The sequence below is a fragment of the Chloroflexota bacterium genome, assembly GCA_020850535.1.
Classification (GTDB): Bacteria; Chloroflexota; UBA6077; order UBA6077; family JACCZL01; genus JADZEM01.
This window is the reverse complement of record JADZEM010000004.1, coordinates 33,862-51,488: the sequence shown is the minus strand read 5'-3', so window position 1 is coordinate 51,488 and position 17,627 is coordinate 33,862. Positions and strand designations below refer to the sequence as shown.

Genomic DNA, 17,627 nt, shown 5'->3' with positions numbered 1-17,627 from the left:
GATGGCCCGCACTCCCGCAGGAGCGATATGACCGGGACTGCCGTGAACGATCTCCAGCAGATCTACCGAAACCGCTTTGGGGAGCACCGTAACGCACGTGCTGAGATCTGGCGCGTGCTCGTGCGCGACTTCTTCCAGGCGTCGATCAAGCGCAGCGATACCGTGCTCGACCTGGGGTGTGGCTACGGCGAGTTCCTGAATCACGTTCGGTGCGCTCGTCGCATCGGTGTGGACCTCAATCCAGACAGCGCTAGCATGCTGGATGCGGACATCGAGTTCCATCACGGCGTCGTGGACGACCTCAGTTTCCTCTCAGATCATACGGTGGACGTCGTCTTCACCAGCAATCTCCTCGAACACTTGCCGGACCGGGCGACGGTCGAGCGAACCATCATCGAAGCGCGGCGCGTCCTCAAGCCGGGCGGCCACTTCATCGCCCTCGGGCCGAACATACGGTTTGTGGCCGGCGACTACTGGAGCTTCTGGGACCACCGGATCCCCATCAGCGACCAATCGCTCTGCGAGCTCCTGGAGGTCAGCCGATTCGAGGTCGTCGATGTCCGCGAGCGCTTCTTGCCTTTCACGGCGCGCTCAGCTCTGCCGAAGACGCCGGCACTCGTACGGCTCTATCTGCGAGTCCCGTTAGCCTGGCGCATCCTCGGCAAGCAGTTCCTGATTAAGGCTCGAAAGCCCGCGGTGGGTGGGGAGGGAACCGCCGACGATCTCGTCAGTGTGGTGCTGCCTGTCTACAACGAGCGTGAGAACATCCAACCATGCGTGCGGGGCCTCTCGAGTGCATTGCAGGGAATCCCGCATGAACTGCTCGTGTGCTACGACTACGACGAGGACAGTACCCTCGCGGCGCTGGATGCGATGCCGGATCGACCGCCCACGATCCGACTGATCAGGAACAAGCTCGGAAAGGGTGTCGCCAATGCGATGGTCGCCGGTTTCGCGGCGGCGCGCGGCGATGTGATCGTCACGTCGATGGCAGATCTCTCGGACCCGCCGTCAGTGATCCAGGCGATGGTGGAGAAGGTTCGCGAGCACGGTGCAGATGTCGTCAGCGGGTCGCGCTACATGCGGGGAGGCTCGCAGATCGGTGGGCCCCGAATCAAGCGCATGATGTCCCGTGCGACCGGGCTGAGCCTGCACTATGCCACCGGTCTCCCCACCCACGATGCGACGACCAATTTTCGTGCCTACAGTCGCCGCTTCGTGCAGGCCGTGCCCATCGAGAGCGACCGCGGGTTCGAGGTCGCTCTTGAGTTGACGACCAAGGCGCATCGTCTCGGCTACAGGGTGGACGAAGTGCCCAGCAGCTGGAAAGATCGGAGCGCCGGCGAGAGCAACTTCGACCTGGCCGGCTGGCTTCCAGCCTACCTTCGTTGGTACGGGGCGGCGATGGCGACCCCGATGCTACGGTGGTGTGGCGGGGTCATTGCCATCGTTGCAGCATGCTTCACGGTACGCCGCCTCCTCGACGGTATCTTGAAGGCGCCCACGTCAGAGTTCGCGCATGCCTCTGCAGATGAGTAATGTCGTTGACAGTTGGCATCCGGGCTGACTCCTCTCTCTGCGCGCCCTACCATGTTCTGGGGACGCCGACGATCAATGTAGTCGCCCTGGCGGTGCCAGTCGATCCTGAGTCTCATGCAGGCGTCGAGCGGTACACTCAATGGAGTGGGCGCCAACGATCGGTCAGCGCGTGTAGCCGCGCGAGCGTCGGATGGCGCGGGTTGGAGAGGATGCGGATGGACAACTCGTCCCGTGCGCGCGTGCTGACCGACGAGCTTCACCTGGATCGAACGCCAGTGGCGTTGGCTTTCGTGGATGAACCACCCCCAGGCGTCACGGTGAGCACGGCCGTCGAGCCTTCGGCATGCACATTCTGGCGGCTCGCCGAGCAGTCGCTGTTCTACGCCGCCGCTGACCGCCACCTTGAGTGCGGCGTCGGGACGATGACGATGGGATTCGAGATGCCCGCCGAGCGTCAGCCGGCCGCCATGGAGCTGGTTGGCATGATGGTCGAGATGGGCTACCTGGACAGCGCCGAGACGGCGCACCTGCCGATGGTCGGGGCGGCGCATCAGGGCATTCTGTACGGACCGCTGGCGTCGTTCCCGGTCGAGCCCGACGTGGCGCTGGCCATCGTCACGCCCACACAAGGCATGGTGCTGGCCGAGGCGAGCGACGCCGTGACCCTGCGCGAGCGGCCGGGCCTGCCGACGCTGGGACGGCCGGCCTGCGCGGCGGTCGCGTGGTCGGCCAACGAGGGCGACGTGACGCTCAGTCTGGGGTGCATCGGCGCGCGGACCTACGTGGAAGTGCCCGACGACCGCGCCATCGTCGTCATTCCCGGGGCGGCGCTCGACGGCGTCGCCGCGAAGATCGGCGGGCTGGCCAAGGCGAACCGCGACCTTGCGGCCTTCCACCAGGGGCGGAAGTCTGCCTATGCAGCGGCACAGCCGGCCCGCTGACGCTAGCTGCGCGATGGTGCGTGGGACACCGGAGCAGGCGATGCGCGTTCTCCTGCTGTCAACCTACGAGCTCGGCCACCAGCCGCTCGGGCTGGCACGGCCGGCGGCTGACCTGCTGGCGGCCGGCCACGAGGTTCGCTGCCTCGATCTCGCCGTGCAGCCCCTGGACGAGGACGCCGTGCACTGGGCCGGGCTGATAGGCGTCTCGACGCCGATGCACACCGCTACCCGGCTCGGCGTGCGGCTTGCGGCGCGCGTGCGGGCGCTCAACCCGCAGGCCCACCTGACGTTCTACGGGCTGTACGCGTCACTGCATGCCGACGTGCTCGTGCCGGACCACGGCGACAGCGCCATCGGCGGCGAGTTCGAGGGGCCGCTGGTCGCGCTGGCAGACGCCCTGGCCGTCGCCGCGCTGGCTGCTCGTGATCCGGACGGTGGTGCGCGGCACGCATCCCGAGTCGAGCCGATTCTCGGCGTTCGCACGGCCCACCATGATGGCGGCGTGGCCCTGGGGCGGCAGCAGTTCTCGCTGCCGCGCCGCGATCGGCTCCCGCCCCTCGAAGGCTATGCGCAGGTCGACCTGGGCGACCGCCGAAAGCTGACCGGCTACGTCGAGGCCAGCCGAGGCTGCGCCCATCGCTGCCTGCACTGCCCGATCGCACCCGTCTACGGTGGACGGCTGCGCGTGGTGCAGCAGGACGTCGTGCTGGAAGACGTGGCCCAGCTGGTCCGTCTGGGCGCCGAGCACATCACCTTCGGCGATCCAGACTTCTTCAACGGCATCAAACACTCGCTGCGGATCGTCGAGGAGCTGCACGCGGCATTCCCGTCGCTGACCTACGACGCCACGATCAAGGTCGAGCACCTGCTGGAGCATCGACAACACCTGGAGACGCTGGCGCGCACCGGCTGCCTGTTCGTCGTCTCAGCCGTGGAGGCGGTAGACGACCGCGTGCTGCGATACCTGGACAAGGGGCACACGGCGGCAGACGTCGAAACGGCCCTGATACTCACCCGCGCGGCCGGCCTGCCCATCCGCCCGACCTTCATGCCGTTCACACCCTGGCTCAGCCTGGACGGGTACCTGGCGCTGCTGGCGTGGGTGCGCCGCCAGCGGCTGATCGGGAACATCGATCCGGTTCAGTTCGCCATCCGTATGCTGGTGCCACGCGGATCGAGCCTGCTGGGGACGGCGGCCCTCGCGCCCCATGTTGGCCCGTTCGACGCCGAGACGTTCTCGTACCGCTGGGCGCATCCAGACCCGCGCATGGACAGCCTCCAGGAAGAGGTCGCGGCGGCGGTCGAAGCGGCCGGGTGCGCCGGCGACCCGCCGGCGCAGACGTTCGTCCAGATCGAGCGGCTGGCGCAGCGGCTCAGTGGTGGGGGGTCATCGCGCGGCGTCGAGGACGATCCTGGCACACTTGTGAGGGCGGCGTTCGTGCCACGCCTCACCGAAACATGGTTCTGTTGAGCGGAGCCGACGACGGACCAGTTCGGTCCGACGGCCCCGACGGAACGGGTGGTGTAGTCCGATGGTGTCCCGGCTTGAGCGACCGATGGCGGGTGTGGAGCGTCGGCAGCGCAGTCTCCTGACCGAAGCGCCGCGCCGGGTGCTGCTGCTGATGGCCGCGAAGACCTACCGCGCGAAGGCGTTCTTGACGGCGGCCCGCCGCCTCGGAGTGGAGGTCGTCGTCGGGTCGGATGAGCGGGGGCCGCTCTCGCGACGGTCGGCCGGCGCGCGAGCGGCGCAGATCGGCCTGGATCTCACGCGCCCCGTACGCGCGGCGGCACGGCTGGCGGACGTGGCCGAGGAGCGCCCGTTTGACGGCATCGTCAACGTGGACGACGCCACGACGGTCGTCGCGGCGCAGACGGCGACGCGCCTCGGGCTGGCCTCGAACTCCGTGGACGCCGCCCGCATCACCCGCGACAAGTACCTCGCTCGCCGCGCCTTGCAGCGCGCCGACCTGCCGACGCCCGCCTTCAGGCGCACCACCGTGGACGCCGATCCCGTTCGTGAGGCGAAGCGCGCGCCGTATCCGTGCGTGCTGAAGCCGGTCTCGCAGTCAGCCAGTCGAGGCGTCATCCGCGCCAACGACCCGGCGGAGTTCGGCGTCGCCTTCGCGCGGATCAGGGCGATGCTCGACGCGGACGGGGCGGCGCAGCGACAGATCATGGTCGAAGCGTTCGTGCCCGGCGCGGAGGTCGCCCTTGAAGGGCTGCTGGACCGTGGCACGCTCCACGTCCTGGCCCTCTTCGACAAGCCTGATCCACTTGACGGCCCGTTCTTCGAAGAGACGATCTACGTCACCCCCTCGCGCCACGACGACGCTGCCCAGCGGGCGATTGTCGAGACGGTCGAGCGGGCGTCGGCGGCGTTTGGGCTGCGCCACGGACCGATTCACGCCGAGCTGCGGCTGGGCCCAGACGGACCGGTGATCCTCGAAGTGGCGGCCCGCTCGATTGGCGGCCTCTGTGGGCAGGCGCTGCGCTTCGGCGTGGATATGTCGCTGGAAGAGCTGACGCTGCGCCACGCGGCCGGACTGGAGATCCCGACCTATGAGCGCGAGGCGCGGGCCTCCGGCGCGATGATGCTGCCGATCCCGCGCGGGGGCATCCTGCGGCGCGTCGCCGGTCAGGAGGAGGCGCTGGCGACGCCGGGCATCGACAATCTGGAGATCACGATACCAGTCGGCCAGCCGGTCGTCCCGCTGCCGGAGGGCGACCGCTACCTCGGCTTCCTGTTTGCCAGCGGCGAGACCCCTGCCGCCGTCGAGGCCGCCCTGCGGGAGGCGCACCGGCGGCTGACGTTCCAGATCGTGGGGCCAGACGAGGCCGACGACGACGCGCCATGCCTGACGGCGTCTCCGCGTTCGATCCTGCTGCCGCTGGCGCCGTCCGCGCCGCCGAAACGCGGGCGGAAGGCGTAAGGCGCAGAGCGGCGAATGGATCGTGGCTGCTCTCAGCCCTTCGCGGGCGCGTGGAACGGACTCTGCGCGCCGTGGCCGCCGTGCCCGCCGGCACCCTTGGCTGGCTGGTAGTACGGGTTCGACCCGCCGGCGTGGTCTGTTGAGTCCACCACCTCGACGATTTGCGGGAACTTCTCGCGCAGCATGACCTCGACGCCCTGCTTGAGGGTCACACTGGCCATGCCACAGCCTTGACAGCCACCGCCCATCTTCACGAACACGCGGTTTTCCTGCACGTCCAGCAGTTCGACGAAGCCGCCGTGGCTCGCCACGCCAGGATTGATCTGCGAGTCGAGGATCGCCTGGATCTCGGCGGCCAGCGGATCGTCCCAGACGGAGTTCGGGTTGTCGATTTTGAAGCCGCCGCCGACGAGCTGCCCGACAAAGTCGATACTCGCGCCCGTGAGCTTGGCGATGCTCGGACCGTCCACCAGCACCTTGAAGTCGCCTTCGTCCTGCACCGCCTCGCCCGGCTCGGGAACGGCGTCCTCTTCGAGGGCCATCGAGTAGGCGAACCCGGCCGGACCGCGCCCGTTGATGCCGACACGGATCGCGCCGCGACCGGAGATGTTCTGCATCTCCATGATCTCGCGGATCTTCTCACGCGCCGCGTCGGTGACGATGACGATCTTCCCCGCGCCCAAGGTCTGCTCGGTGTCGCTCATGATGTTCTTGCTCCAAGACGCGGGCACTGCGCGCTCGCCGTGTCACATTGTATCGGGCAGAGCGACAGTCTGGCCCGATCGTCGCGCAAACGTGCGGCGAGCTGGGCCAGCTTAGCGCGGCCGGCCGGCCAGCCGGGCGGCGGCCTCGCGGGCCGGCGCGGCGTCCAGCACCAGCCGCCGCGCGCCGTTCTGCAGCGCCGCCCAGGCGCCCCAGTCGGCTTCACCCTTGCTCGCAGTCGCCTGCGCCCTGGCCAGCTTGTGCAGCTCAGCCGCCGAGCGTGCGGTCAGGACGGACGCCAGGTAGGCTGCCTGGTCCGGCCTGAGGCCGGCCAGCAGGTCGCGGATCAACCCGTCGACCACGGCCTGGGCATCGGCCGGGGCCGCCCCGGCCTGCGGCGTCTGATCAGCGGGAACGTCGGACATCGGTCACTCCGGGATCCGCAAGGCGGTGCGCTGGCGCAGGCGCGATCCTATCGCGATTCACCCTGGCGTCCGAGCCATTCGCGGCCGGCGTCGGTGATCGCGAAGACCGGCTCGTCACCCACCACGCGCATCGTAATCAGCCCCTGGTGGGCCATGTCTGCGAGCAGATCGAGGCGGAGGCGCAGGCGATCCTCTGGCGGCAGCATCGCGTTGAGATCGCTCTCGGTCAGGCGGTCCCACTTCGCGAGCTTGGCCAGCACGACGGGCTGCAGCGCCGGATCGTACATGAACACAGGCAGATCGTACCGGATTCCGCCCGCCGCCGGACGCCATAATCCCCGCATGGGCACGCTCTATGTGGTCGGAACCCCCATCGGCAACCTTGAGGACATCACCCTGCGGGCGATTCGCATCCTGCGCGAGGTCAGCCTGATCGCTGCCGAGGACACGCGCGTCACCCGTACGCTGTTGCGGGCGCACGAGATCGCGACGCCGCTGGTCAGCTTCCACGAGTTCAGCGGCACGGAGCGGGTCCGTCGGCTGGTGGACCGCCTGGCATCAGACGACGTGGCGCTCGTCTCCGATGCCGGTATGCCGGGCCTCAGCGATCCGGGCTACCCGCTGATTCGGGCGGCTATCGATGCAGGTGTGACGGTCGTGCCGATCCCCGGCCCCTCCGCGATCCTCTCGGCGCTGGTCGGGTCGGGCCTGCCGATGCACGCGTTCACCTTTCACGGGTTTCTGCCGCGCAAGTCCGGCGAACGGCGGCGCTTCCTCCAGGCTCTGGCGGATGCCGAGCACTCGCACGTCGTGTTCGAGTCGCCGCACCGGCTGGCGGCGGCGCTCGGCGACGTGGTGGCCGTTCTGGGACCGGAGCGGCAGATCGCCGTTGGCCGGGAGCTGACCAAGAAGTTCGAAGAGTTCGCGCGGGGGACGGCCGCTGAGGTCGCGGCGCGGTTCGCCCGGCAGGCCCCGCGTGGCGAGATTACCCTCGTGATCGGGCCGCGAGAGACCCGCCGGCGGCGTGCAGAAGATGCGCCGATGGGTGACGATGTGCATCAGCGAACCTGACGGCGCGGATGGTATCATTCTCCAGAATCGTATGCTGATCGATACGCACGCCCACCTGATGGATACAGCCTTCGCAAACGATCTGCCCGCCGTGCTCGAACGAGCGGCGAAGGCTGGAGTGGTGGCATTGGTCTGCGTGGGCTACGACGAACCGTCGAGCTTCGCCGCCGTCGAGCTGGCCGAGCAGTATCCTCAGCTGGTGGCGGCCGTCGGGGTGCACCCCAACGCTTCCGGCGCGGCGGCGCCGGGCGCCTTCGAGCGACTGGCGAAGCTGGCACGACATCCGCGCGTGGTCGGCATTGGCGAGACCGGCCTCGACAACTTCCGCAAGCGGACCGCGCCCGCGATCCAGCAGGAGTGGTTTCGTCGGCACCTCGACCTCGCCGCCGAGCTTGACCTGCCGGTGATCGTTCACAACCGCGACGCCGACGACGACGTTGCTCCGATCATCGCCGAGTGGGCGCAGGCGACGGGCGGTCGCGGCGTCCTGCACTGCTTCTCCGGCGACGACGCGATGCTGGTGGCTGGCCTGGATGCCGGCTTCACCGTCTCGATTGCCGGTCCGATTACGTACAAGAACGCCGGCGACGCACCTGCTCGAGCCGCCCGTGTGCCGCTCGACCGCATCGTTGTCGAGACGGACTGCCCATACCTGCCACCGCATCCCCATCGTGGGCAGCGGAACGAGCCGGCCCACATCCGGCTGACGGCCTCGCGGCTGGCCGGCCTGCACGGTGTGCCGGTCGAGACGTTCGAGGATGCCAGCACCCGAAACGCTGTGCGACTCTTTCCCCTGTTAGCGACACTAGTTCCCGATACCGTCACCAGTGAAAGAGGAGTGGTGTGATCAGCACGGTCTCGTCGTTCGCCCTGGTACAGGACGGTCTGGCGGCGGTCGAGCGCGCGCTGGCCGAGACCGCCCAGCCTGACCATCCGCTGCTTGGCCCGATGCTCTCGATGGTTCTGCCCGGAAGCGGCAAGCGACTTCGTCCCGCGCTGGCGCTGTTGACCGGCCACCTCGGCACCTACGACGCCGAACGGCTGCTGCACATGGCGACCGGCGTCGAGCTGCTGCACGGCGCGAGCCTCGTGCACGACGACGTGGTGGACGAGTCTGACCGGCGGCGCGGCGCGCAGACGCTGTTCACGCGGGTCGGCAACGCGCTGGCCGTTCTCGTCGGCGACTATCTCTTCGCTCAGTCGGCTACGCGCTGCGTCGCGACCGGCGACGTTCGGGTGATCGGCCTGTTCGCCCAGACGCTCGCCAGCATGTGCCAGGGGCAGATCGAAGAGGCCTCGCGCGGCAGCTCGCCGCACCTCAAGCTCACCCGCGAGGGGTACTACCAGACGATCTGGGGCAAGACAGCCTCGCTGTTCGTGCTGGCGTGCGAGGGCAGCGCGATCCTCGCCGGACTCGCCGAGCCGCAGATCCTGGCGATGCGGCGGTACGGCGACCGTCTCGGGCTGGCGTTCCAGGTCGTGGACGACATCCTCGACTTCACCGGCGACGAGGCCCAGCTTGGGAAGCCGGTTGGCGGCGACCTGCGCCAGGGCACGATCACGTTGCCCGTCATCTGCCTGCGCGAGCAGCTTCCAGACGCCGAGTTCCGCGCCCTTTTCAATGCCGACGACACCGATGTCGTCGTGCAGGCCATCCGCACCTCGCCGGCCGTCCTGGCAGCGCAGGCCGAGGCCGACCAGTTGCTGGCCGAGGCCCGCGTGGCGCTGCTCGACGTGCCGGCCTGCCCGGCCCGCGACTCGCTCGAAGCGCTGACGCACTACGTGGTGGAGCGGCGCGTGTAGGCCGTCGTGCACGGTCCCCTGGTGAGCCGCGGCCCGTGAGGATCGCCGTCGCTACCGCAAGCTGGCGCGGTAGCCGGCGGCCCGGGCGTCCGCCTCGGTAGCGAAACACTGCTCGGGCCGGGTCTGGCGGTAGAACTGGCCGCCCGGCCGATGGTAGATCCACTCGCCCGACGAGCTGTGGTTGCCCTTGATCGGGAGGCCAGCCGGGCAGTCCATGCCGAGCGGCGCACCGCGTGGAGCCTGTGAGCGGGGCGCGGCGGCCGTCGTCGGCGCGCGGGCGAGGACCGTGACCGTCGGCGTGGCCGCGCGCGTCGGTGCCGGCGCGGGGGCCGACGCCACTCGTGGCGTGGCGGTTACCACCATCAGGAAGTTGGCGGCGATCCATCCTTCGTCGCCGTTCGGCAGGCGGACCTGCTGCCAGAGCCGGCCGCCATCCTGGTGACGCTCGCCCAGCGCTTCGAGATGCATGCCGTCGGCCAGCACCCGGATCACCGTCTCGCTGCCCGGCTCCGGCCGCAGGCGGACGCCTTCCGACCCGGCCCCAACCACCTGCACGTGCGCGCCAGCGGCGAGATCGTGCGTTGCCTCCCCACGATCGACGGCTGCCACCGCTGCCGGCGCAGGTGGCGCAGGCGGCGGCGAGGCCGGTACAACGACTTCCTGGGGCCCAGATGTCGCCAACGCGGCCGGCGCCCCACTGGCGGCGCTCCGGTCGCTGCCGGCCGGCGCCGCCTGCGCAGCCGGCGATGGCGACGCGGCCGGCCCGGCCGTCGGCGCGATGCTCGGGCGGGCGGTCGGGACCAGCGGCGGATCGGTCGGTGTTGGCGGGATGCGCGGTGTCGGGCCAGACGCCGGCGCGGACGGCGAGACAAACGGCGTGGACTCGCGCGGGAGCAGCGCGCCGCCCGTCAGAAAGAGCAGCGCCCCGACGAACAAGAGTAGGCCGTTGCCGAGCGCGCCGGACGGCACGTGCAGCAGCCGGCGTAGTCCCGGCGCGCCCGCTAGCAGCAGGCCGAGCGCGGCGGCAGCCAGCATGTAGACCACCGCGCTCGCTGGACTGCGCTGCCCGACGGCCATCGCGGCCAGGAACAGCCCGACGCAGGCGACCCAGCCGGCGACGCGGAGCGGACGCTCCCAGGACAGACCGTTTCCAGGTAGTTCGCCGCCGGCGATCCCGCTCGCCGGTGTGTCCGCGCGGCGTCCCGTCCCGCCCGATGGCTGCCGCCCCTGTCGTGCGTACGCCTCGTGGCCGGAGCCGCTGCCCGGCCCCGCACGGGCCTGATCCCCGTCTCCGGCCGCGCCTCCGGCCCCAGCTCTGCCACCACTGGCCTGCCCGGCCGGCTGTCCGCCACGCTCCCGCAGACGCGCAGCTTCCAGCGACGCCGAGGCCGCGAGGTACTCGTTCCCCAGTGTGCGATAGTGGCGGGCCAGCGTCTCGAACAGCTTGGGGCTGCGATAGCCAGCCTGGGCGTTCGTCACCAGCAGTTCGACGGCCTGCTCGGTCAGGCCGCGCCGCGCGAAGATCGCCGCGAGCTGCCAGCGCGCCTCGGCCTTTTGCGGCGGCGCGCCGTCGCGCAGTTGGCGCAGCCAGGCCTCCGCCTCGGCTCCAGATTCGCCAGGTGCGCCGTCAGGACGCATCACTCACAGACCCTCGCAGCCAGGGTGCGTCTCGGTCACGACGGCGACCGTCCGGCAGCTACCGGCCCTGAGGTGGTCGGGCTGGCGTCTGTCCGGTCGGCGGCGTCCGATAGGCAATGTAGATCAGACGACCGGACGGGTCAACGTTCCGCGTCTCCGTCCCGCCCGGGATCTGGGCCTCGATGGCACGCAGATCCTCGATGCGGTGCTCCAGCGCCACCACGACGACGCCCTTGCCATCCGTGGGCGGCCGGAACTCGGATCGGTTGTTCAGGTGGATGATCGGCACGTCTCGCGCCAGAAACCGAATCGTCCCGTGATTCTCGTAGAGGACCGGACCAGTCAGCATGAAGGCGTGGTAGCGAGATGGCTCCTGCGCCAATTCCTGGCCGATAGCCGTGGCCTCGCGCCCGAGGACGCGCGGCGCGTACTGGAAGAAGTAGATCCCGACGTTCATCGCCAGCAGCAGGAGCGCTGCGCTCGTGCCGACCGGCGCGAGCAGCCAGCGCGTCGCTCCGAACCGCGTGCCGCCAACCATCCGCGCGACTCTTGCCACCAGCATCGCGCCGAGCAGGAACACCGTCGGCGTCATGATCAGCAGCCGCTGCCCGGACGGCGCATCGATGGTCAGCACGCCGCCGAACAGAACGCCGAGCCAGAACCAGAGCAGCAGCGTCAGCTCGTGGAAACGACGCCACTGGGCAATCGTCGCGCCCATCCCAAGCCAGAGCAGCACGACGGTGAGCGTGTCGAAGCTAGGGATGTTGTAGAAGTAGAACCCGCCACCGTCTCCCGCCAGGATGAACATGCTCAGGACGCGCCGCAGCTGCTCCGTGAGCAGGGCCGGCAGCGCCGAGGGCAACGTCGCGCTCGGGCCGACGATCTGCTGGACGAACGATGCCTGGAAGATGCTGACCATCTGGACGCGCGCGAAGAATGTGTCCGGGTAGGTGACGTAGTGCAGCCCGAGCGGTGCGAACACGGCCAGCCCGCCGAGCGCCAGCCCGCCGATCTGCACCAATGAGACGCAGCGCCGCCGCCACAGCACGATCAGGAGCGGGGCGGCCACGATGGGCATCACCCTGGCCGCGTAGTACAGATACTGCGCGAAGCCGATCGCCATGCCGGCCAGCACCAGGGCCGTCCAGACGCCGGGCCTGCCGACCAGCGGATCGGACGACGACGACGCGCTATCGTCGCCCCGATTCGCCCGTCTCCCATGCTCGTAGGCGAACGCCAGCAGCAGCATCATCAGGATCATCGTCAACGTCGCTTCGACGTTGCTGATCGCCATCCGGCTGTACTGGATGTGCAGATGCGACACGGCCAGCAGCCATGCCGCCACGGCCGCCGCGAGCGGTCCCCAGGCGATGCGCGCCAGCACGTAGACGGCCGGGACGCAGGCCACGCCGAACAGCACCGAGACCATCCGCGCCCCGACGATGCCCTGCCCGAAGACCAGCATCGAGGCGGCCTGGAGATAGCTGAACATGAACGGGATCGACGAGAAGCTGGAGGTGCCGAACAGGGAGAACCGCTGTCCCTTCAGGATCTCACGAGCGATCAGCGCCAGCTCGCCCTCGTCGCCGTGGAAGGCGGGCGGGTACGCTTCGAGCTGGTAGGCGCGCAGGACGAGCGCCACCAGCGAGATGGCAGCGACGGTCGCCAGCTCCAGGCGCATGCTCCGACGCCGCGGCGCTGTGCAGATGTGACGGAGGTGGGTCCGCCGGATGCCGTCCAGCCGCGTGGCGGCCGCCAACAGCAGGCCGAGGGCGAGCAGCCAGGGGAGCACGCTGAAGCGCGTCGTCCGCGAGAGCACGACTGCGACTCCCGTGAAGCAGACCGACCCGACGACCAGCAGTGCCGAGATGCCCTGCGGATCGACCGTGAGCCAGCGTCGCCACCAGCGTTCGAGCCAGGCTGCCGAGTCGCCGGAATCGTCCAGGCCCGCGAAGCCCAGCCCCGCCAGGCCCACAGCGGCGAGCAGCAGTCCGGCCTGCGCGGTCAGCAGCGCGGCGAACGCCGTGCAGGCGGCCAGACCGAGGAACAGCAGGCGGAAACGCACCGGTGGCTCCAGCGTGGGTGAACGGGCTACGAAGGGTTGTACCCGTGTGGCAATGAGGGTGGCCTTGCTCGGATGCTACCTGTGACAGGTCCGTAAGCGCCGATCTCCAGCGCTTTGACGTTCGCCGTGCCAGGGTCTGTCTTCTGCCCGCCTAACGAATCAACTAACGAATCAACGGGCGGGGACAGGCCACGAGGCACCGACTGCGCTGTCACTGCGCTACGGGCCGAAGCGCAGGGCCAGCACCGCCCGCAGCGACACATCCGTCACGTAGAGCAGGCCGTTGGGGCCGATGGCGATGCCGACCGGCGCGCGCAACAGCCGCCCCTCGCGGGTCTGATCGACAACCCCGGCCGGCACGCCCGCAGGCGTGAATCGGCTGATTCGACGGCCGTCGGGCTCGCTGATCCAGACCGCGCCGTCTGGCGCGATGGCCATGTGGGGGCCGCGCTCGGTGTCGGCTGGCAGCACGGCCCAGTGGTGCAGGTACGCGCCGGTCGGGGAGAGGTGCAGCACGCTGCCGCCCTCGCCGTTGACCGCGTAGATGTCGCCGTTCGGCGCGACGACCACGTCGGTCGGCTGGCGCAGCTCGACCGGCCCGCCAACGGCCGGTCCGATCTTCCCGAGCATGCTGCCGTCCGGAGCCAGGTGCACCAGCCGGCTCCCGCCGGTGTCCGCCACCAGCAGCGTGCCGTCCGGCGCGAGCCCGAAGCCGCGGGGCCGGTACAGCCCGAGGTCACGGCTGCCGACCGTGCGGACCTCGCCCGTGGCTGGCTCGATGCGCCGTAGCTGTCCATCCAGTGCGTCGAGCACCCAGACGACCCCGTCTGGCCCGACCTCGACGTCGGCCGGCACGCCAGCCTCGGCGTTGGGGATCGGCGTCGGGACGCTGCTCGGCGAGTCGATCCGCAGCGTGTCTCTGGTGGACGCGTTCGTCACGTAGACGGCGCCGTCCGGCCCAACGGCCACGGCGCGCGGCTCGCTCTCCAGCGACACCAACGACGCGACGCGCGTCGCCCCGAGCGCGCGGATAGCCGGGTCTGGCGGGATGGCGGGGTGGATCGCCGCCTCGGTCGGATTCGAGACCGGCGTGAACCGCGAGGTCGGGATCGCGCCCCAGTCCTCGCCGGGCGGCGCCCAGAGCAGGTTCAAGGTCGTGTCCGATCCGGGATTGGTGAGGCGCACCCGAATCGAGTGGTCGCCGTCCGGCAGCACGACGCTGGCCGGCTCGTCGCCGGGCGACTGGCCGAGCGGCACCGGCAGGTCGTCCAGCCACAGCCCGACGTTTCCGCTGCCCTGGACACGGAAGCGGTAGGTGCCGGCCTTCGGCGCGTCCACCACGCCGATCAGGTCCAGGACGTACGGGCCGGCCAGGGGTGGAAGCGTCGCCTCGCGCTGAACGTACCGTTCGAACCGCAGAACGTCCGGCTTTGCTTCAGGGTCCGTGCCGCTACGATAGACGGCCAGCAGGCCGGTCGCCGTGCGCTGCTCGCGGCTGAGCCGCGCGCCTGGGATGGCCGTCAGTTCGGATGTGCCCGGCGGCTGCCAGCGAAGCTGAATCTGGGCCGGACCGCTCGGCGCTGCCAGCACGCGAAGTCGCTGGTTGCCGGCCGGCAGCTCGGTTGTCAGCTCCTCGCCGGCCCGTCCGACTGAGACGCCGTTGATCTCGACGGTCGAGCCGGGCGGGCCGTCCAGCATGAAGCGGTACCACCCCGGCGTGTCGATGGCCAACGCGGCGAACAGCTCGATGGCGGCCCCCTGCGCGCTCTCGCCGGGGATCGGCCAGCTCAGGCGAAGGTCGCCGAGCGTCTGACGGCTGGTGCGCGAGCGGTCCTGCGAGGTGACGCGCAGCGTGACGCCACGGGCCGACGCCACAACCTTCGACGGCGCGCGGAAGGTCCGCAGCACCACCTGCGTGTCGTCGAGCGGCGAGCGGTAGCGGTCGATCTCCCCATCTTCGTAGACCCGTTCGAGATCTTCGGCAACCACCTCCTGCCGCCCAGGCGCGAAGTAGGCGAACGTCTCGTCGCGGCGCAGCGGGACGCCAACGGCTGCGTCAAGGGGGCGCGGCTCGCCCAGGCCAGGCGCGAGGAAGCGGATCGTTGGGTGGTCGAGCCAGACATCGGCAAGGTAGATCGCGTGGGTTGGCAGCAGCCGATTGATCTGCTCGGCTGTGAGCGCCTCGGCGGATGCGTAGCCGGTCCAGGCGGCCTGATCCGTCCGGCGAGCGATGAACGTCGTGTAGCCGTTGGTCACCACGCTGAAGCCCAGCAGCACTACCAGCAGGTCGAGCCGCCACATCGGCGCCGTCCACATCCGCCCCGGCAACTGGCCGGCCACCGCCACCAGCCCTGATGCTGCCAGCAGCGCAACTGGCGCCAGCATCGGGAACGCTGCAAGGCTGTCTGGCCCGCTGTCGCGCGAGGCCCGAGCGGCCAGCGCCAGCGTCACCGCCAGCCAGAGCAGCAGGATGCCCCCGCGACGGCTGGCCGGGCGCGCCACCGCCACGGCGATCCCCAGGATCAGCAGCGCGGCCATGACGCTGTCGAGGTGCTTCTGCCCCTGAGCGTTGTGGACCGGGTCCGGATCGCCGCTGACGTTGAACATCAGCGCCGTCGCGCGGAGCCGCTCCAGCAGCGGGGCGGCAGCCTCCGACGGGTTCGCGTTGGTCGCACGCTCCACGGCCAGGTGACGGTCCGGGATCGACACCCCCGCGATGACCGGACCGGCCGCGATCAGCCCGTAGACCAGGAACGGCGCGAGGACGGGCGGCTGGGGTGGCTGCCAGCGCGTCGAGCCAGCGCGCGGGCGACAGGCCAGGATCAGCGCCGCGACGAGCGCCATCAGCCCGGACCACGACACCTGTATTCCGAGCCCGATGGCCACGCCGGCCGCGCCGGCCAGCCCACCGTGACCTCGCTGGGCCGCGCGCATCAGCAGCGCGACGCCGAGAGCCTGGGCTGCCACGCCCCAGCCGACATACCCGAAGGCGGCCCGTGTCAGCTCGACGGGCCAGAACAGCAGCGCTGCCAGCATGCCGGCCAGCGCCCCCAGGAGGGTGCCGCCCAGTTGTCGGCCCAGGAGGAACAGCGCGAGCGCCATCAGCGTGCCGCCAAGGGCCGCCGGCAGCCGGACCGCCACCGGCGTGTGTCCGAGCGCGCCGACCGACCAGACGGTCAGCAAGTGGAAGATCGGCCAGCCGTCCCAGGTTCCGCCGTCGAACCCGCTCGAGAGGACGTGCGCCGCATCCAGGCCGACCACCGCTTCGGCGGGCGCCAGTCCGGGCGGCAGCGCACCGAGCAGCACCAGGCGACAGGCCGCCGCGCCGACTCCGACCACCAGCAGCGAGAGCAGTCCGCGCCAGCCGCCGATCAGCGTGCCGGGGTCGGGATGCCTGTCGGCGTGGGCCTCCGCGTCCTCGCTGAATCGGGCCTCCGCGTCCTCGTCCGCGCTGTCGTCTGGCTGGTCGTCACGGCCGAGCGCCGCCGATCCGATGAGCAGGGCCGCCGACAGCAGCAGGATCGCCCCACCGAGCCAGGCGCGCTGATCGAGCGCCAGTTGGCCGGCGAGGCTCGCGCCAAGCGCGAGAATCGGCAAAGGGAGCAGCCGTCGCGATACGTCGAGACGCAGGGATGGTCGCCTGAAGATCGGCACGCGGCGGTGTACTCCCGTTCCAGCACGTTGATTATCAGCATCACGCCCGCTGGAGGCCTATATTGTGCGGGAGCGTCCGCCTGGGGCCGCGCCTACTGTGAGAAGATGCGGGACTTCTTCACGCCGGCCTTCGCCAGCCGGTAGTCGAGGCTCGTCTTGAGCACGCCGAGGCCATACGTGCACGACCGCTTGAAGTTGATCGACGACGACTCGGGCAGGTAGCGCGTGGGACACGAGACCTCGCCGACGCGGAACCCGAACCAGAAGACCTGAGCCAGGAACTGGTTGTCGAAGAGGAAATCGTTGGAGCTCCGGTGCAACGGGAGCGTCTCCAGCACCCTGCGGGAGAATGCGCGGTAGCCGGTGTGGTACTCCGAGAGCTTTTCGCCCATCAGCAGGTTCTGGACCGCCGTCAGCACGCGGTTCGAGACGTACTTGTAGACCGGCATGCCACCCTGGAGCGCCCCGTTCCCGATGATCCGGCTGCCCAGCACCACGTCGTAGACGTCGGCGGCGATCATCGAGGCCATCGGCGTGACGAGGCGCGGATCGTACTGGTAGTCCGGGTGCACCATCACGACGATGTCTGCGCCGAGCGCCAGGGCCTCGCGGTAGCAGGTCTTCTGGTTGCCGCCGTAGCCCAGGTTCTTCGGGTGAACGACGGTTCGCAGGCCGAGCCGCCGCGCCACCTCCACCGTATCATCACGGCTGGCGTCGTCCACGAGCAGAATCTCGTCGACCACGTCCCCAGGCAGGTCCGAGACCGTCCTTTCGAGTGTCAGTGCTGCGTTGTAGGCTGGCAGCACCACCACTACTCGCTTGCCATGGATCATCGAGCAGCTCTCCCCGCACCTGCGCC

Annotated in this window: 14 protein-coding genes; 7 read left to right on the top strand and 7 right to left on the bottom strand. The window is 69.8% G+C overall.

Going from position 1 to position 17,627, the window contains the following annotated elements:
- Positions 1–27 precede the first annotated feature (27 nt).
- The 4 genes from IT306_00465 to IT306_00450 all read left to right on the top strand — a co-directional run bounded on the left by IT306_00465 (position 28) and on the right by IT306_00450 (position 5,410).
- Complete coding sequence (locus tag IT306_00465; protein MCC7366860.1) at positions 28–1,539, top strand: glycosyltransferase; 1,512 nt, start codon at positions 28–30, stop codon at positions 1,537–1,539.
- Between the two features lie 215 nt (positions 1,540–1,754).
- Positions 1,755–2,480, top strand: a complete 726-nt coding sequence (locus IT306_00460; protein MCC7366859.1) for a DUF169 domain-containing protein — start codon at positions 1,755–1,757, stop codon at positions 2,478–2,480.
- Positions 2,481–2,520: 40 nt separating this feature from the next.
- A complete protein-coding gene (locus IT306_00455) occupies positions 2,521–3,951 on the top strand; it encodes a radical SAM protein (GenBank protein MCC7366858.1) in 1,431 nt (476 codons plus the stop codon).
- Between the two features lie 85 nt (positions 3,952–4,036).
- A complete protein-coding gene (locus tag IT306_00450) occupies positions 4,037–5,410 on the top strand; it encodes an ATP-grasp domain-containing protein (GenBank protein MCC7366857.1) in 1,374 nt (457 codons plus the stop codon).
- Positions 5,411–5,442: 32 nt separating this feature from the next.
- On the opposite strand, the gene IT306_00445 is transcribed toward IT306_00450, so the two are convergent.
- From IT306_00445 to IT306_00435, 3 genes are all read right to left on the bottom strand, one after another.
- Positions 5,443–6,114: an iron-sulfur cluster assembly accessory protein gene (locus tag IT306_00445; protein MCC7366856.1), complete on the bottom strand. Its 672-nt coding sequence runs from the start codon at positions 6,112–6,114 to the stop codon at positions 5,443–5,445.
- A 111-nt stretch (positions 6,115–6,225) separates the two neighbouring features.
- Positions 6,226–6,537 carry a hypothetical protein gene (locus tag IT306_00440; protein ID MCC7366855.1) on the bottom strand — a complete coding sequence of 104 codons (312 nt, stop codon included), beginning with the start codon at positions 6,535–6,537 and terminating at the stop codon, positions 6,226–6,228.
- A 47-nt stretch (positions 6,538–6,584) separates the two neighbouring features.
- Positions 6,585–6,824: a hypothetical protein gene (locus IT306_00435; GenBank protein MCC7366854.1), complete on the bottom strand. Its 240-nt coding sequence runs from the start codon at positions 6,822–6,824 to the stop codon at positions 6,585–6,587.
- 55 nt (positions 6,825–6,879) lie between these two features.
- Between IT306_00435 and rsmI the strand changes: the two genes are divergently transcribed.
- Genes rsmI through IT306_00420 form a run of 3 tightly spaced genes read left to right on the top strand, consistent with a single transcriptional unit; the run spans position 6,880 to position 9,411 of the window.
- Positions 6,880–7,608, top strand: a complete 729-nt coding sequence (rsmI, locus tag IT306_00430; protein MCC7366853.1) for a 16S rRNA (cytidine(1402)-2'-O)-methyltransferase — start codon at positions 6,880–6,882, stop codon at positions 7,606–7,608.
- A gap of 31 nt (positions 7,609–7,639) precedes the next feature.
- Positions 7,640–8,455 (top strand): TatD family hydrolase, encoded by an 816-nt coding sequence (locus IT306_00425; GenBank protein ID MCC7366852.1) that lies wholly within the window; start codon positions 7,640–7,642, stop codon positions 8,453–8,455.
- On the top strand, positions 8,452–9,411 hold the full coding sequence (locus IT306_00420) for a polyprenyl synthetase family protein (GenBank protein MCC7366851.1): 960 nt from the start codon (positions 8,452–8,454) through the stop codon (positions 9,409–9,411). Before IT306_00425 ends, IT306_00420 begins: the two co-directional genes overlap by 4 nt.
- A 51-nt stretch (positions 9,412–9,462) precedes the next feature.
- Here IT306_00420 and IT306_00415 read toward each other — a convergent pair whose 3' ends face one another.
- The 4 genes from IT306_00415 to IT306_00400 form a co-directional block, all read right to left on the bottom strand.
- The gene (locus IT306_00415) at positions 9,463–11,052 is read right to left on the bottom strand and encodes an SH3 domain-containing protein (protein MCC7366850.1); all 1,590 of its coding nucleotides are present in this window, start codon (positions 11,050–11,052) and stop codon (positions 9,463–9,465) included.
- A 55-nt stretch (positions 11,053–11,107) separates the two neighbouring features.
- Positions 11,108–13,114 (bottom strand): glycosyltransferase family 39 protein, encoded by a 2,007-nt coding sequence (locus IT306_00410; protein ID MCC7366849.1) that lies wholly within the window; start codon positions 13,112–13,114, stop codon positions 11,108–11,110.
- Between the two features lie 219 nt (positions 13,115–13,333).
- The gene (locus IT306_00405; protein MCC7366848.1) at positions 13,334–16,768 is read right to left on the bottom strand and encodes a hypothetical protein; all 3,435 of its coding nucleotides are present in this window, start codon (positions 16,766–16,768) and stop codon (positions 13,334–13,336) included.
- Positions 16,769–16,860: 92 nt separating this feature from the next.
- Complete coding sequence (locus IT306_00400; protein ID MCC7366847.1) at positions 16,861–17,601, bottom strand: glycosyltransferase family 2 protein; 741 nt, start codon at positions 17,599–17,601, stop codon at positions 16,861–16,863.
- Positions 17,602–17,627 lie beyond the last annotated feature (26 nt).

What these genes read in the sequence shown, in the direction of transcription:
- IT306_00425 (MCC7366852.1), top strand. Translation starts at nt 7,640, where the DNA reads ATGCTGATCGATACGCACGCCCACCTGATGGATACAGCCTTCGCAAAC.
- IT306_00450 (MCC7366857.1), top strand. Translation starts at nt 4,037, where the DNA reads ATGGCGGGTGTGGAGCGTCGGCAGCGCAGTCTCCTGACCGAAGCGCCG.
- IT306_00440 (MCC7366855.1), bottom strand. Translation starts at nt 6,537, where the DNA reads ATGTCCGACGTTCCCGCTGATCAGACGCCGCAGGCCGGGGCGGCCCCG.
- rsmI (MCC7366853.1), top strand. Translation starts at nt 6,880, where the DNA reads ATGGGCACGCTCTATGTGGTCGGAACCCCCATCGGCAACCTTGAGGAC.
- IT306_00435 (MCC7366854.1), bottom strand. Translation starts at nt 6,824, where the DNA reads ATGTACGATCCGGCGCTGCAGCCCGTCGTGCTGGCCAAGCTCGCGAAG.
- IT306_00460 (MCC7366859.1), top strand. Translation starts at nt 1,755, where the DNA reads ATGGACAACTCGTCCCGTGCGCGCGTGCTGACCGACGAGCTTCACCTG.
- IT306_00445 (MCC7366856.1), bottom strand. Translation starts at nt 6,114, where the DNA reads ATGAGCGACACCGAGCAGACCTTGGGCGCGGGGAAGATCGTCATCGTC.
- IT306_00465 (MCC7366860.1), top strand. Translation starts at nt 28, where the DNA reads ATGACCGGGACTGCCGTGAACGATCTCCAGCAGATCTACCGAAACCGC.
- IT306_00400 (MCC7366847.1), bottom strand. Translation starts at nt 17,601, where the DNA reads ATGATCCATGGCAAGCGAGTAGTGGTGGTGCTGCCAGCCTACAACGCA.
- IT306_00455 (MCC7366858.1), top strand. Translation starts at nt 2,521, where the DNA reads ATGCGCGTTCTCCTGCTGTCAACCTACGAGCTCGGCCACCAGCCGCTC.